The organism is SAR202 cluster bacterium, assembly GCA_016872355.1.
Taxonomy (GTDB): domain Bacteria; phylum Chloroflexota; class Dehalococcoidia; order Lucifugimonadales; family VGZY01; genus VGZY01.
Genome location: VGZY01000066.1, coordinates 1 through 15,607 on the forward strand (window position 1 = coordinate 1; position 15,607 = coordinate 15,607).

The 15,607-nt window shown below is 62.4% G+C and carries 14 protein-coding genes; 6 read left to right on the forward strand and 8 right to left on the reverse strand.

Features of this window, described 5'->3' with window-relative positions; all coding sequences use genetic code 11:
* Positions 1-205 precede the first annotated feature (205 nt).
* The gene (locus FJ319_11880; GenBank protein ID MBM3934976.1) at positions 206-805 is read left to right on the forward strand and encodes a hypothetical protein; all 600 of its coding nucleotides are present in this window, start codon (positions 206-208) and stop codon (positions 803-805) included.
* A 13-nt stretch (positions 806-818) separates the two neighbouring features.
* Complete coding sequence (locus FJ319_11885; protein ID MBM3934977.1) at positions 819-1,382, forward strand: hypothetical protein; 564 nt, start codon at positions 819-821, stop codon at positions 1,380-1,382.
* Between the two features lie 12 nt (positions 1,383-1,394).
* Here FJ319_11885 and FJ319_11890 read toward each other — a convergent pair whose 3' ends face one another.
* Genes FJ319_11890 through FJ319_11905 form a run of 4 tightly spaced genes read right to left on the reverse strand, consistent with a single transcriptional unit; the run spans position 1,395 to position 4,759 of the window.
* Entirely contained in the window at positions 1,395-2,543 is a 1,149-nt protein-coding gene (locus FJ319_11890; GenBank protein MBM3934978.1) for a beta-lactamase family protein, read from the reverse strand.
* Positions 2,544-2,545: 2 nt separating this feature from the next.
* Complete coding sequence (locus tag FJ319_11895) at positions 2,546-3,202, reverse strand: hypothetical protein (GenBank protein MBM3934979.1); 657 nt, start codon at positions 3,200-3,202, stop codon at positions 2,546-2,548.
* Between the two features lie 55 nt (positions 3,203-3,257).
* Entirely contained in the window at positions 3,258-3,956 is a 699-nt protein-coding gene (locus tag FJ319_11900; GenBank protein ID MBM3934980.1) for a creatininase family protein, read from the reverse strand.
* Positions 3,957-4,009: 53 nt separating this feature from the next.
* A complete protein-coding gene (locus FJ319_11905) occupies positions 4,010-4,759 on the reverse strand; it encodes a creatininase family protein (protein ID MBM3934981.1) in 750 nt (249 codons plus the stop codon).
* A gap of 184 nt (positions 4,760-4,943) precedes the next feature.
* Here FJ319_11905 and tatA point away from each other — a divergent pair, with 184 nt between their 5' ends.
* Positions 4,944-5,141, forward strand: coding sequence for a twin-arginine translocase TatA/TatE family subunit (gene tatA, locus FJ319_11910; protein ID MBM3934982.1), 198 nt, complete (start codon positions 4,944-4,946; stop codon positions 5,139-5,141).
* Between the two features lie 69 nt (positions 5,142-5,210).
* Here the strand turns inward: tatA and tatC are convergent, their stop codons facing one another.
* Genes tatC through rlmD form a run of 4 tightly spaced genes read right to left on the reverse strand, consistent with a single transcriptional unit; the run spans position 5,211 to position 8,332 of the window.
* Positions 5,211-6,134, reverse strand: coding sequence for a twin-arginine translocase subunit TatC (gene tatC, locus FJ319_11915; GenBank protein ID MBM3934983.1), 924 nt, complete (start codon positions 6,132-6,134; stop codon positions 5,211-5,213).
* On the reverse strand, positions 6,010-6,444 hold the full coding sequence (locus FJ319_11920) for a twin-arginine translocase TatA/TatE family subunit (protein ID MBM3934984.1): 435 nt from the start codon (positions 6,442-6,444) through the stop codon (positions 6,010-6,012). The genes tatC and FJ319_11920 overlap by 125 nt, the downstream gene beginning before the upstream one ends.
* Positions 6,441-7,103 carry a septum formation protein Maf gene (gene maf / locus FJ319_11925; protein ID MBM3934985.1) on the reverse strand — a complete coding sequence of 221 codons (663 nt, stop codon included), beginning with the start codon at positions 7,101-7,103 and terminating at the stop codon, positions 6,441-6,443. Before maf ends, FJ319_11920 begins: the two co-directional genes overlap by 4 nt.
* Positions 7,100-8,332, reverse strand: a complete 1,233-nt coding sequence (gene rlmD / locus FJ319_11930) for a 23S rRNA (uracil(1939)-C(5))-methyltransferase RlmD (protein MBM3934986.1) — start codon at positions 8,330-8,332, stop codon at positions 7,100-7,102. Before rlmD ends, maf begins: the two co-directional genes overlap by 4 nt.
* 432 nt (positions 8,333-8,764) lie before the next feature.
* On the opposite strand from rlmD, the gene FJ319_11935 reads away from it, so the two are divergent.
* The 3 genes from FJ319_11935 (at position 8,765) to lipA (ending at position 14,916) form a co-directional block, all read left to right on the forward strand.
* The gene (locus tag FJ319_11935) at positions 8,765-9,799 is read left to right on the forward strand and encodes a hypothetical protein (GenBank protein ID MBM3934987.1); all 1,035 of its coding nucleotides are present in this window, start codon (positions 8,765-8,767) and stop codon (positions 9,797-9,799) included.
* Between the two features lie 12 nt (positions 9,800-9,811).
* A complete protein-coding gene (locus tag FJ319_11940) occupies positions 9,812-13,864 on the forward strand; it encodes a PKD domain-containing protein (GenBank protein MBM3934988.1) in 4,053 nt (1,350 codons plus the stop codon).
* Positions 13,865-14,034: 170 nt separating this feature from the next.
* On the forward strand, positions 14,035-14,916 hold the full coding sequence (gene lipA / locus FJ319_11945) for a lipoyl synthase (GenBank protein MBM3934989.1): 882 nt from the start codon (positions 14,035-14,037) through the stop codon (positions 14,914-14,916).
* The last annotated feature ends 691 nt before the right edge of the window (positions 14,917-15,607 follow it).

The window sequence follows — 15,607 nt, forward strand, 5'->3', positions numbered from 1 at the left end:
GCCCCTCCAGAACAAGGTTCAGTATCTGTGCTCTCTTCGCTTCTCGCTCGGTCAAATGTAGTCCTCTCATGGACTGACATATTCACTGAGCAGTTACCTACTGACAATATCACTGAGCAAAGACAATATCTTCTGGAAGGGGACCAACGGTAACCTCTGGCACGCTTACTGGAACGGCTCGTGGTCCACGGACACCGACCTGGGGGTGGCCATCGCCTCCTCTCCCGCTGCCGTCGCCCACGGCAACGGCCTCATCGAGGTGTTCTACGCCTTGGCCGGAAACAAGCTGGGACACACCTCCTGGGACGGGAGCTGGCATCACAAGTCCTATAGCGATGAGATCAGCGGCCAGCCCGCCGTTGCGGCACGTTCAGCTACTCTCTACGACGTCTTCTGGAAGTACAAGGCCAGCAATCTGAAGCACGCTTACAACCAGGACGGGAAGTGGAGCGATACCGTCTCGCTCGATACCGTCATTACCTCGGACCCTGCCGCGGTCTCCTGGGGCGACGGCCGCCTTGATGTCTTTTACCGGCAGGGCGCCCAGACGATGGGACACAAGTACTGGAACGGCTCGTGGGGCGCCGACACGGTGGACATGACCGGGGCGACGTTCGGGTCGTCGCCTGCCGTTGCGTCCTGGGCTAACGGCCGCCTTGACCTGTTCCTCCGCGGCACGGACGGCACGGTCCAGCACAAGGCGTGGGACGGCAGTTGGCACGCGTGGGGAGAAGCTCGATACTACCGTCTGGTACGTGGCGAAGGGCGACTACATCACGGATATTACGGTATCGTCCTCGGATAATCGGAAGAAGGCCATGTATGGCTGTCCGAACGGATTTGAGCAGGTCAGTCAGGACATGAACGAAGGCTCCGGCGGCAAGTACATCTACGTTTGCCTACTGCGCGGCGACGAGGCGGATGCCGTGAAGGGGGTCAACGCCGTGGTTGCCTCGGAGGACGATGGCGAGTGCTATGACGTCGTGAATCCGAGAAACGCCAACGCTCATGGGATCGATCGGGGCGACAATAGAGACATATTTGAGTTTCACAGGGTCCACGTAAATCTCAATAACGGCAAGTATCCTAACATCCATCTTTGCTATTCAGTCAAGGGCGACGGGGCGCTCAAGGACCTGAAATTCACGACAACGGATGCATGCCCCGCGGGATACGGCAAGATGCCGGCCAATTTCGGGAGCTACAGGGATTTCAAGGACAAGGTAACGGGGAATAGCCTGCAGCACATGGACTATAACGGCTATTGGCTCACCCTCACTGAAGACGATAACTACGACATCGTCGACTTCAATCTGGGCGAGCGCGGGGAGACGATCACGGGTTGCACCAACCCCCCGCTCCCCCTCAAGGCAACCCGTTAGGAAACTGGTGCCTCAAGAGGAAGGGTTTCCTGCGCCGAACTCCTCTTCCGGGAAGAGGTCGCTCAGCGCGGACTCCAGCTCAGAGTACATAACCTCGCCGCGCGACTGTGTGAAGTAGAGCGCCATCATCCTGTGCGCCGGCCATCCCCATGCCCAGGTGCCGTCCGAGCCGCCGTGGCGGAATGCGAACGGCATCCCGGTCTGCCCCGGCCGGCCTGCCAGCCACCACATCTGGCCATACCGCCACGTCATCCCCGGGAAGCCGCCCGGCTCCCCGGCATCCGGCGCCGTGGACAGGGCGCGCCCGATCGCCGCCTCGGAGATGAGCCGCCGCCCGCCGAACACTCCGCCATTCAGCCAGACCGATACGAAGCGAGCATAGTCCGCAGGTGAGGTAAAGATGCCTTGCGACATCGGCGTGAACGGCGGCGCCATGGGGTAGGGGAGGTTCGGCCCCATGGTCGGGTCCCACTTGCGCTGCCACTGCCCCTGCCGCAGCTCGTAAGCGCTCGCCGTGCGAGCAAGGAAAGCCGGCGTCGCGGTGTCCAGCGTATAGGTGTCCGCCATGCCCAGCGGGACGAACACGCGCCGGTGGAAAACTTCGGAGAGCGATGCCCCCGTGACCGCCTCGATGAGAGCGCCCAGGAAGTCCGCGCCGATGTCGCTGTAGTGGAATATCCCTCTCTGGTAGTCCGGCCCCACCTCGCCGATGTGGTCGGCGATCTCTCCCAGGCTGTGCAGGGGCATGCGCGGGACGCGGTACTGCCTGAAGCCGCTGCGGTGGGTGAGGAGGTGCTCGATGGTGATCTTGCCGGAGCGGGGGTTGTTGAAGTGCGGCAGGTGCTTGCCGATAGGGTCGTGTAGCCCAAGCACGCCGTCGTCGATCAGCATCTGGATGACCATCCCGCCGATGGGCTTGGTCATAGACCGGATGTTGAAGAGCGTCCCCGCCGCCATAGGCTTACCCGCCTCGCGGTCCTTCCAACCCGCCGCCTCGTGCAACACAGTCCGCCCGTCCTTCACCAGCAGAACTTTGGCGCCGACGATATCACCGTCGTCCACGTACCCGCGCACGATGCGCGCGAGTCGCGTGACCTGGTACTCGGACAGGCCGACATCTTTGGGAGAGGCCGGTGGGAACGGGTTGCAGTGGGACGCCATCGCTACCGCGCCGCCCGCTCGACAAGGAGATGGAACATCCTGTCGAAATGGGGCGGCACCTCCAGCTTGCGCTCCGGCTGGAACTGGATGCCGAGAACGAGATCGTGGTCCGGGCTCTCCAGCGCCTCGATTACGCCGTCCTCAAGCGAATAGGCCCCTGCCATGAGCAACCGGGCTTTCTGCGCCTCCCGCAGGCCGGTGCGGTGCAGGCTGTTCACGCGCACGAAGCCGCCGGAGCCGACTATCACCGCCAGCTTGCAGCCCGGGGCAATGTAGATGCGATGGTAAGCAGGAATCTCGTGGCCGTTACCGTTCTGCGGCGCGTGGCCTTCCGCGAGCACGGGGCTTCCGCCGCCCATGACTGCGTTGAGCGTGTGCATCCCCCTCCCGACTGCGATCAGGGGGAAGTCCGTCTCGACGGCGAGGGCGATGATTCGCTGCTCGGCCGTGCTTACGCTGCGCGTGTCGGGAGGCGTTCCGTCCGCCACGAGCACCGCGCCTGCGTGGCGGAGGGTGTCGTCGGCTGGGTCAGCATGGTCCGGCAGGACCACCCACGGCGAGCCGCCGCATCGCTGGATTAGGTCCACGTAGGGTTGCGCTGCTGCGGCGGACGAGGCGGTGATGGCGACGACGGGGCCTGGGGAAGTCATTGCGGACATGCACCTGGAGATAGTCGTTCCAGATATTGTACGCCACGAGGCGGCGCGTGCGGGCCTACTTGGCCAGCATCTCCTTGACCATGAGCTCCACGCCGTCGACTATCTTGTCGGTGAGCTTGCGGCCGGTCTCGGCGGTGGAGGCGGAGACACCGGCGTCCTCGCTGTAGGGGAAGGCGTCCACGCGCACGTTCTCGGGGCGGATGTGCATCGTGATAGAGGTCTCGAACTCTTTCGCGTGCGCGGGGAAGCCGGGAGTCTTTTGAACGCTGTTCACGAACTGCTCGTTCAGCACCTCCCAGTAGCTGTGGAAGCGGATGTCCACGCCGCCGTGCTCGCGCTCCAGGAACTGCTGCCACTGAGGCAGCGCGGCCTTCGTGATCGCGGAGTTCTTGACGTGGCCGTTGAGCATGAGCACGTTCTTGACGCCGTGGCGGACAAGACTCTCGACCGCGTCGAACATTACCGCCAGCCACGTGCCGGGCTTGGCGGTGAGGGTGCCGGCGGAGTGCATGTGGTGCTCGGCGATGCCTATGGAGACTGGCGCGGTGACGAGCACCTGCGGGTACAGCCGCTCCGCGACGCGTTCCGCCATGAACGTGCTGGATGCGATGTCGTTCTCGAGCGCCAGGTGCTCCAGGTGCTGCTCGATGCTGCCTGTCGCCACAATTGCCGCCTTGAACTGCCCCAGCGCAAGCGCCTCGCGCACCTCCCGCCGGGTCATCTTCTCCAGTCGACAAAGCCTATTCTCTACCACCAGCTTCTCCCGTATGCTTTTTCACTGCTCACTGCTCACTGCTCACTGCCGTCCTACCGTTTCTCGCCCGCCGCAAGGTCGCCTGCGACGCCGAAGCGCTGGGGCCGGCCCTGCTGGAGGTCCTCCATAATGACCGTCACGCCCTCCACGATCTTCTCCACCAGCTTTCTGCCGGTCTCCGCTGTGGCGGACGCCGCGCCCTCGTCCTTGCTGAAGGGGATCGCAGCCACGCGCACGTTCTCCGGGTAGATGGCCATCGTGAACGCGGTCTCGAACTCGCGGGCGTGGGAGGGGAAGCCGGGCGTCTTCTGGACGCCGCTGACGAAGTCCTTGGTGAGCACGTCCCAGTAGTTGTTGAAGCGGACGTCCACGTCCTTGCCGTACATGTGGTGGAGCTTCTGCTGCCACTGGCCGATGACGCCGTACACAGGGCGCTTGTTGCCGCCGTGGCCGTTGAGGATCTGCACCTTCTTGATGCCGTGGCGGACAAGGCTATCGATGGCGTCGTAGACTACCGCCAGCCACGCGCCCGGGCTCGTAGTCAGTGTGCCAGGGTGCTCCATGTGGTGCTCGGCGATGCCGATGTTGATGGGGACCGCCAGCACGATGCTGGGGTACATGGCCTCGCACACGCGCTGCGCGATATACTGGCACGAAGCGTTGTCCTGCACCAGCGCCAGGTGCTCCAGGTGCTGCTCAATGCTGCCCGTGGCGATGATTGCCGACTTGAATTTGCGTTCGCCGAGCGCCTCCCGGAACTCCCTCCGCGTGAAGCGTTCTATGCGGAACTCTCGCTCATTCATCGTGAGACCTCTGCCGGCGGTATGCTGGGGCCGGTCCCGTTGGGATGCGGCATCGCGCGGCTAGCGGGAAAAGTACACCCGCGCGCAGGGCCAGTCAAGGTGCGGGGGCGCGGTTTTCATTGACTGGGCAGTGGCACGGCGTTATGATGTTCGAGATAAGAGTCTCGTCCCCAGGAGGGTGGCCATGCGATTCGGCCCTACCGAGCTAATAATAGTACTGGTTATTGTGCTCATCATCTTCGGTGTGGGCAAGCTGCCGGAGATCGGCGGCGCCATGGGCAAGGCCATCCGCGAGTTCAAGCATTCGCAGGCGGACAAAGACGAAAATAAGGAAGGCGCCGCAGCCGCCTCTACGGGTCAGCCCGCCGCGAAGAAGGAATAGACCGCCTCCCCTCACCGACAATACATAGAGGCCCCTGAATCAACTCCGGGGCCTCTTCGTTTGCCTTTTTTACGCGCCCTGTTCGCTAGCCGCCTTCAGCTTCGCCGCCTTCCGGCGTCCCCGCGTCCCTATCCACGACAGCCATATCCCCAGTTCATACATCACGATAACGGGCAACGCCACCAGAGTCTGGTTTATCGGGTCGAAAGTCGGCGTAATGATGGCGCCGACTACGAAAGCTCCAACGATAGCGATGCGCCTGTTCTTCGCCAGGAAGGACGTGGTCACTATCCCGATCTTGGAGAGGAAGAACAGGACTATCGGCATCTGGAAGACTACGCCCATCCAGAACAGCAGCGTCACCATCAGCCCCACGTAGCTGCCGATGCGTATGTACGGCGTTGCCACGTCGTTCCCGAACGTGAGCAAGAAGTGAATGGCCGGGGGGAACAAGACATAATATCCAAAAATGGAGCCTGCGAGGAAGGAGAAGAGGGAGGCGGGTACCAGAGTGTATAGGTATACGCGCTCTTTGCCGCTCAGGCCGGGCGAAATGAACATTACAAGTTGGTACAGGAGGAACGGGAGCGCCATGAACAGGCCGGCGTAGATGGAGACCTTCATGATGGTCCCTACGTACTCGGTGAGCTCCGTATATACGGGCTTGTAGTCTGCGAGCTCAGGGTACTTACGCGCGGGCTCCAGCAGGAACTCGATCAGCACCTGGTGGAAGGTGAGGGCGACGCCGGTGCAGATGAAGACTACGATGGCGGACCACGTGACGCGGCCTCGGAGCTCGAGCAGGTGCTGCTGGATGGTGAGCTGCTTGTCGCTCAGCCTGCGCTTCCCGGTGGGGTTGCCGCTCACGTCAGGCTTCCTTATCGGCGCCGCTTTGCGGCGGCGGCGCGGGCCGGGGGCGCTGGAAGGGGACGGGGGCGTCGGGGTGCTGGGTGCTGGGTGCTGGGTGCTGGGAAACAGCCGGGGACGGGGCAGCCGCCGGGGGCGTTGCCTCGGGGGCGCGCGGGGGGCGGCCGGGGTCCATGTTCGCAGCGACGGGCGCGGGAGGCTCTGCGGGCGTTACGACCTGGGTCGGAGGCGCGGGCTGTGCGTCGTCCTTCGCCTTCTTAGGCTCGTCGTCGATGTCGAAGTCGAGGGAGGGAAGGTCGTCGAGGGTCTTGCGGAGCTCGCGGGAAGCCTTGCCGGCCATGCGCGCGGCATCGATCATCTTCTTCGGACCCAGGAGCACGAAGGCGATGAGGGCGACGATCAGGATCTCGGTTGTGCCCATGCCGAAGAAGTTCATCGCTTGCCCAGTCCTTGCCTCCTGGCTTCGCGGCACGCCCCGCACATCTGCGGGTGCGACCAGCCCTTTTTGACGCTCACTTCCACGCCGATGCCGTTGAGGAGGTATTCAACCTCATACAGCGGGAATCCCACGACGTTCAGGTAGCACCCCTCGATGCTCTCCACCGGCCGGAACGTTTCGTCCTGTATGGCGTACGCGCCTGCTTTATCGAACGGTTCGCCGGTGAGTACGTAGGCGGCGATCTCCGTATCTTTGTACCTTCGCATACGTACTTTTGTGGTCACTGCGGAGGCGAGCCACAGGCCTGACTCGCTGTCCATGACGGCGACGCCGGTTACGACCCGGTGCTCGCGGCCGCGGAGGCGTTCCAGCATGGACACGGCCTCCGTATTCGACTGCGGCTTGTTCAGGATATCGTCGTCCAGGACGACTGTTGTGTCCGCGCCGATGACGATAGCCGGTCCCACGGAAGGCGCCACGTCGCGCGCCTTGGTCTTGGCGAGCCGGATGACAAAACTCCCGGGCGGCTCGCCGGGGAAGCGGGTATCGTTCTCGCCTTCAGGCGGGACGATCTCCACCTCCGTATCAAGGGCGGCGATCAGATCTCGCCTGCGCTTCGAGCCGGATGCGAGCACCAGCCGCTTTGTCTCGTTCATTGTAACCCCGCGCCTTTGATAATCGCCACACACTCCACGTGGTGCGTCTGCGGGAACATGTCCACCGGCTGCAAGCGCTCCACCTTCAGGCCTCCCTGCGCGAGGATATCCAGGTCGCGGGCGAGGGAAGGGGGGTCGCAGGAGACGTAGGCTGTGCGCAGGGGCGAGCGGCGGAGGATCTCCGCGAGGGTGTCCGGGTGGCAGCCGACGCGCGGCGGGTCCAGGATGACGGCGTCTGGCCGGGCGTCGAGCGTGCGGAGGACCTCCTCGGTCTTCCCCAGGCGGAACTCCACGTTGGGGATGCCCTCGGCGTTGGCCCGGGCGTCCTTGACCGCCGGCTCCGACTCCTCGATCGCGATGACCTGCTTCGCGGAATCGGCGAGGAGGATGGCGAATGTGCCGACACCGGCGTACCCGTCAATAACCGTATCGTTCTGGCCGAGAGCCAGCATCTCGCCGACGAGTGTTATCAGTCGCTCCGCCTGGTGCGTGTTGACCTGGAAGAAGGAGGGCGAGGCGATGCGGAAGTACCTGCCGAGCATCTTCTCCCGGTAGTGCTTCTGGCCGGACTCGAGGGTAATCTCCGGGTTTGTTAGCTTCGGCTGGATGAGCATTTCGCCGCTGTTGATGCCGTACCGGATCGAGAACTGGCTGGTCTCCTGCAGCTTCCCCTGCAGGTGCTGCATCGCGCTGTTGATGCCTTCCGACTGGATCATGCACTGGTCTACCTGCACGAACCACCGGGTGAGGCGGTTCACATAGCCCAGGTGACCCTGTCGCCGGACGGTCAGGCGCGCGTGGTTGCGGTAGCCGAACTGGCTGGGCGCCGCCATCGTCTCCGCTATCGGAACGCCGGCGAGGGAAGGGTACCGGGCGATCTCGCGCTCGACGTACCGGCGCTTCAGCGTGAGCTGGTGCGGGTAGGCGATGTGCTGCCACTGGCAGCCGGTGCACGGGCCGAAGTAAGGGCAGGGCGGCGTGATGCGGTGAGGAGAAGGGGTGACCACGTCCGTGACGATGGCGGTGACGACCTCTTTCCTGCGGCGCTTGCTCTTGTACCGCCGCACCTGCGCAACGACCTCTTCCCCGACGATCCCGCCGAATACGCCGATGGGCTGCCCCTCGAAATATGCGATGCAATCGCCGGACTCGCCCATTTCTACGAGGGTGAGCCTGGCGAGCTCCTGCTCCGGAGCGCCCGCTTGATGCTGTGTTTGCGTGGAGGTCATTCATATCCGCCTGTGAAGGTGTACCCGAATATGGTACACCGGACGGCGCAGGCAGGGCAGGGATTCGCGAATTGTGGTCGTGGGCGTGCGGCACACACGAACATTTAGCAATACCTTGTATAGGACGAGTGTCTTGGGGGAAGTTGGTACTTACGATTAGCAACGAACACGCGTACGTATTTTGGACTAGGCATTGCATTTTGACTAGTCCACTCATACTATTAAGAAGCCGTTGCCAGGCTATTTAGTAGGTTAATACGAAAACTGTCGCCAGGAGGACTGAGTTGCATTCCCCCCGTGCACGTATTCTCGAATCCGTTACGGATTGCCGTCATAATTCTCGCCGCGCTAATCGCGGTCGTTTGGTGGGTTGCGGCATCGCAACCGGCCGCCGCATCAGGACCTACGAGCCTTAGCCGGACCCCGTGGCAGATGTTTCGGCCGGCTACGTACGTAAGCCCGGTACCTAACTACGGCACGCACGGCAATGTGAGTTACTACAACCACGCGCCTGCGATCCCAGGGCAGAACGACGCCGGGTGGGTGGCAGCCCCGAACGGTTCTACCATTGCCTTCGGACATGGTAGCTTCTCGCGTCTGACCCAGTGCTGGGTGCAGGTCGATTTTACCTACTTCCAGACTCTTGTCGATATTCCCCTCGGCACCACGCTTACAACTTTCAGCATCAACTTCTCCGGCATGGACGACGGTTCCCTCGTCACTATCTTTAACTCCGCGAACCCGGGCGGCCTTGTCGTTCCCGGAAGCTATGTGTTCCTGGGTGGTTCCGGCACAACCAACCTGGCGCCTCACATTGTCGCCGGCGAGACCAACCGCGTCGTGATAACGCAGATGGATGATTGCCCTGTGGGCAACACCCTGCAAAGCGCGGTTGTGAACCTCAACGGGACCGTTATTCCGCCGAACAGCCCGCCCACGGTAGCCGCTAACGCCGCGTCCGTGAGCGCCAACGAAGGCCCTGCAGGTATCGCCAACTCCGGCACCTACAGCGATTCCAACACAGGCGATAACGTTTCTATCACCGCGAGTGTTGGGACGGTCACGAAGACCGGTACTAATAGTGGGACATGGAGCTGGTCTAACACCGCTCCGAACGGCCCCGCTTCCTACCCCGTCACCATTACAGCGAACGACGGGAACGGCGGCTCGGCGCAAACGACATTCACCGCAACGGTCCTTGAAGCGCCTCCTGTCCTCACCGTCGGAGGGTCGGCAACCTATACCGAGGATAATGCCCCGGTTGTCATTGCGCCTTCCCTCTCTCTTACCGATCCCGGCAACGACAGTATCGACGGCGCGAAGGTTTCCATCGGGACCAATTTCAACCCATCCCAGGACAGTCTGGGTATTGCAGGCCCGCTGCCTGGAGGCATCTCATCCTCTTACAACGCCGCCAGCGGAGTGCTGACCCTCTCCGGAGTGGCCAGCCCCTCGGACTATCAGTAGGCGCTTCGCCAGGTGACTTTCCACAACAACAGCCAGAACCCCTCGGCAGCGCCTCGGACGGTTACGTTTAATATCGGCACCTCACTGGCTGCGGCAAATGGGCACTTCTATTCCTTTGTCTCAGCCTCCGGCGTCAAGTGGAATGATGCAAAGAACGCCGCGGCGGCTCTCAGCCTGTACGGTCTCCAGGGCTACATGGCTACCGTGACCTCCCAGGCAGAGAACGACTTCATTCTTGCGAAGGTGCAGGGGAACGGTTGGCTCGGCGGCACCGACCAGGCGGTTGAAGGCCAGTGGCGCTGGGTAACCGGTCCTGAGAACGGCCAGCTCTTCTCCTATGCCAACTGGGATTCCGGCGAGCCTAACAACTGCTGCGGCGGTGAGCACTTCGTTCACATGCTCGGCAACCCCGGTTTCGGCTCCAGGGTGGGCAAATGGAACGATCTTTACGACTTCCAGGACCAGGGCGACCTATACCGGCCGCTTGGTTACGTGGTTGAGTACGGCGGCATGCCCGGCGATCCTTCGAGCATCCAGCTTTCGGGCAATGTCACAGTGCATGTAGTCCCTGTTAACGACCCCCCGACCGTAGCGGCGAACGCCCTCTCCGTCGTCGTGAATGAGGGTCAAACGGCGATCAACGCAGGCAGCTACAGCTACATCGACAGCGCTTCTGTGGCTATCTCAGCCTCGATAGGTAACGTCACCAAGACCGGCGCCGCTAACGGCACATGGTCGTGGTCGTACGTCACCACGGACGGCCCGCCCAACAGCGGCCCTGTGACCATCACCGCGAATGACGGAAACGGCGGCACGGCTATAGCCACCTTCCAACTCACGGTAAACAACGTTGCGCCGACGTTGAATATCACCGGCACCAACAGCGTTTACTACACGGACTGGACCGCGGCCAACGTCGGCGGCGGCACGGCATCCGGGGTAATCACTCTTCCGGACGCTTCCACCATCAGTGTTTCCCTGAGCACCAGCGGCGGCGGCTTCTTCGGCGCTCAGACTAATGGCGGGACCAACTACTGGGTCCCTTCCGCGCCTTACATTAGTGCGCAGGTCCCCAACGCGCCGCCGGACTCGGATATTATCCAGATCCAGGGTGGGACGAACACCGTTTACACGGTGACTGTCTCCCAGCCCATTGTCGATCCCATCATGTCGATCCTGAGCCTGGGGAGCGGGCCGAACACAATTACCTACGATTTCAATGCGCCTTTTACAATTGTCAGCCAGGGGTCGGGTTTCTGGGGCGGATGCAGCACCTGTTTGCGCATCAGGCCCGGCGACGTCCTGGAAGGGCAGGAAGGCCACGGCACGATCAAGTTCCTGGGCACATACAGCAGCTTCTCGTGGACTGTGCCTAACCCAGAGGTCTGGCACGGGTTCACGTTTGCCGTCCGGTCCACCCAGGCGCTCGCTCAGACGGTGATAGTTGATGAAGGCCAGACGGCAACGAATAACGGCACCTGGGGCGATGTCCCTGCCGACACTGTGCTTGTCACCTCGTCCGTTGGAAGCGTTGTAACGAACCCCGACGGCACCTGGTCCTGGTCTTTCCCGACCAGCGACGGGCCTGTGCAGAGCCAGACTGTGACGATCACCGCCAGCGATGAGGACGGCGGCGTCACACAGAAGACATTCCCGCTGGTGGTGAACAACGTTGCGCCCACCATAACCGCGAAGTTCCAGGTCGCGCCCATACCGGAGGCCAGTGTATCCACCAGCGGCAATCTTGTTGTACAGGCGACGGACCCGGCGGGTTCCAACGACCCACTGGTCTATGAGTTTGACTGCGACAACAACGGCTCTTACGAGACGCCGGCTCACCCGAGCACCTCTGCCGCCGACTGCTACTTCCCGGACAACGGCAGCTACCCAGTGCCCGTGCGCGTTTCCGACGGCGACGGCGGAGTGGCAACCGGAACAATCACAGCGATAGTGACTAACGTTGCACCTACGGCGACGGCCTTCGGCAGCGTCATAAATGAGAACGGCCTCGCCACGGTCAACGGCACGATTTTCGACCCCAGCCCGGTGGACACCTTCACCGTCACGATTACCTGGGGTCCCGGCGAGGGCTCGACGGTACTGAGCCTGCCCGCCGGTTCCACGAGCTACAGCGCCACGCACCAGTACCTGGAAGACAATCCGACGGCCACGCCGTCCGATACGTACCCTGTGGGCGTGAGCGTCAAGGACGATGACAACGGAGTCGGCACGGCGACAACGAGCGTAACCGTTAACAACGTGGCGCCGTTCGACGTTAGCATTGGAATGACCGCCTACTCCTTCTTTGAGAACAGCACAGTGACACTGAACGGCATGTTCAAGGACCCTGGTACCCAGGACACCCACACGGTGGTTATCGATTGGGGCGCCGGTGAGACCAGCACAACCTTGACACTGGCCGCCGGCCAGCGCACCTTCAGCGCCTCACACCAGTACATGGACGACAATCCCACCACAACTCCCGCCGATGGCCTGACGGTGAGAGCAACAGTGACGGATGACGATGGCGGCGCCCAAGCCTCCGCTCTTGGTATTGTTGTACGTAACGCGGCGCCGTCGATTACAGCCACCGGATCGATCGTCGACGAGAACGGCACGGCGACAGCGTCGGGATCGATAAACGATCCGGGCAGCCTGGATACGTTTACGGTAATCATTACCTGGGGTCCCGGCGAGGGCTCGACGGTACTGAGCCTGCCCGCAGGTTCCACAAGCTACAGCGCCATGCACCAGTACCTGGACGACAATCCGTCCGGCACCGCGGCCGATGCATATGCGATCTCTGTGACGGCAATGGACGATGACACGGGCGTTGGGGCGGCAAGCACGACAGTAACCGTCCGCAACGTGCCTCCAAGCGTGACGGCGACCAACGCAACGATTTTTGAAGGCGGCACTGCTTCGATCATGGTCGCCGTTGCGGACATCGGCAGCCTCGACACGTGCACCCTGACCATCAACTGGGGCGAAGGCCCAACGGAAGTCTACTCGGTGGCTTGCAACGGCTCCGTTGACCTTTCGCACCAGTACCTGGACGACAACCCCACGGCAACTGCGATCGACGATTATGACGTCGTGGTGACGGTTACCGATGACGACACCGGCGTGGGCAGCGCGGGCGCCACCGTCACGGTTATCAACGTGGACCCGGTTGTTTCAGCATCGGCTGCGCCGAATCCTCAGTACTGGGGCTTGAATGTGAATTTCATTGCCTCAGCGACCGATGTTGGGACGCAAGATACGCACACCTTCGCCTGGGACTTCGGCGACACCAACACCGGCGCCGGCGCTTCGATCGCTCATGCCTACGCAAATCCCGGCCTATACACTGCGACGGCTACAGCGACGGACGACGACACGGGCTCGGACAGCTGGCCCCTTGCGATCAGCATCAAGAAGCGTGAGACCAGCCTGGTCTACACGGGCCAGACATCGTCGACGTTCGGTTTCGGGACAACGCTGTCCGCAAAGCTGAGCGACGCGGTTGTCTCCGGAGCGCCCATCGGCGGCAGGACGGTTACATTCACGCTTAACGCGGTCAACTACGCCGGCACAACGGCGGTGAGCGGCCAGACCAACGACGTGTCTGCCATTCCGCTGCCGCCGCTGATGCCGGGCACATACACTATATCCCTTAGCTTTGCGGGCGACACGCACTACCTGCCGTCGAGCGCAACGGCGACCCTGACCATAACCAACAGCGTTGGCTGCAAGATCACTGCCGGGACACTGCGTTCGGCCAATAACGGTCGCGGCGGATTCAATGTTCAGGCTACGGGCGCAACCACGGTCAAGGGTGAGCTGCAGTTCCAGAACAACAGCATCAATTTCCACGCGCCCAACATGACGGCGCTCGGCTGCTCCCCCGATGGCAAGAAGGGCTGGTTCGCCGGCACCGGCAAGAACGGGGACACCTTCCTGGCGCACGTGGAGGACAACGGCGAGCCCGGGAGCAATGACATCTTCAAGATATGGGTGAATGGCGTAGCGCGGAACGGCAACGGCGCGCTGACGGGCGGCAACGTCCAGATCCACAAGCCTTAAGTTCCGACGATCAGGCCCTGATTTGAGAAGACCCCCTCGCGAAGGCGAGGGGGTCTTCCTTTTTTCGTCACGCGGTTGCGGGCGGCGCGTCGCGCCGCAATCTCCGCGAAACCGCCTTATGGCGCCCTCCGTGTTATCATTGTCTGTGCAACTGACGCGCTGGAGGGACCATGGCGGAGAGAAGGCTGCCGGAGTGGCTGAAGGTTAAGATGCCGGGTAGTGAGAACTACCGGGAGATCAAGGGCCTCTTGAGGGGCAATAGCCTTCACACCGTGTGCGAGGAGGCGCGCTGCCCGAACATCGGCGAGTGCTGGGACCGGCGCACGGCAACGTTCATGATCCTGGGCGATATCTGCACCCGCGCGTGCTCATACTGCGCGGTGGCGTCCGGGCTGCCCCAGGGGCTGGACCTGCAGGAGCCGGGCAGGCTGGCCGAGACGGTGGAGCGTATGGGGCTGAAGTACGCCGTCATCACGTCCGTGAACCGCGACGACCTGCCGGACGGCGGCGCGTTCATCTTCTCGCAGTGCATCAAGCAGGTCCGCAAGCGCCTTCCCGCCTGCAAGGTGGAGGTGCTGATACCGGACTTCCAGTACAACTACGACTCGCTTGCCGTTGTCATGGCCGCGAAGCCGGATACACTGAACCACAACATCGAGACTGTCCGCCGAATCTTCCACCGCGTACGGCCGAAGGGCGACTTCGACAAGTCGATAGAGCTGCTGGGCAAGGCGAAGACCATCGACAAGGACGCGGTCACGAAGTCCGGGATGATGGTGGGGCTTGGCGAGACGTGGGACGAGATAATAGAGAACATGCGCGCGTTGCGGTCTGTGGATGTGGACCTGCTGACGATAGGGCAGTACCTGCGACCGTCGGACAAGCATGTGGCGCTGGCGAAGTGGTACACGCCGCAGGAGTTTGCGGAGCTGAAGCAGGAGGGGCTGGCGCTCGGGTTCAAGCATGTGGCGTCGGGGCCGCTGGTGAGGAGCTCCTACCACGCGGACGAGCAGCATTCGGCGGCCGCCGCGATGCAGGCGGCGCCGGTGTAGGGAGCGAGCAGAGGGAGCGCGGTCCGGTGAGGGTGGAATGTGAGATTCGTAGGGATGCCGGAGATTATCTCGGCCCTTAAGGCCTCAAGAAATTTTTCGGACGGTACCCAGGGCTGCGTGCCTTCGCAGAGCCTTCGGCACTCCGCCCTGGGCTTAGATAGCCCGCGCCTTCAGCGCTCCCGTCGGCCCCGCCCCATGGGCGTGCGATGGCACTCGGCAAGGGCGCACCGAGGCGCCTCAATCGGGAGGACCCGGGTCGGTTCCGGTACGGAACATCCCGCCCGGATTCGTTCTGGAGTGACTGACACAGAACGCTTGCAGCACGATGCTCCAAGGCATGATCGGATCGTCCGCGAAGGCGGATCCGCCGCCGCGGAGCGTCGTTCATCACGCAGCGATGGACGCGCCCTCAGCGGCGAATTCATTCGCCAACGTTCCACCGAAGGCCCGGTACATCTGCCGGGCCTTCGGTGTTTTTCCGTCGCCTCTAACCGTTGGCGTGAAGAGCCGTTATAGTGGGTGACCTTTTCCTGTGCGCCTTCCGATAGATTTTTTCATTTGGGGATGTCAATGCTCAATGACTTTGTCAGTCTTACTGCTCAGTGATTTTGTCAGTACGACTGGTTTTGGTTGAATCAGTCTCGATCTCCAAGGGTGATCTGGACCCGGCTTTCGATCCTTGGGCGAGGAG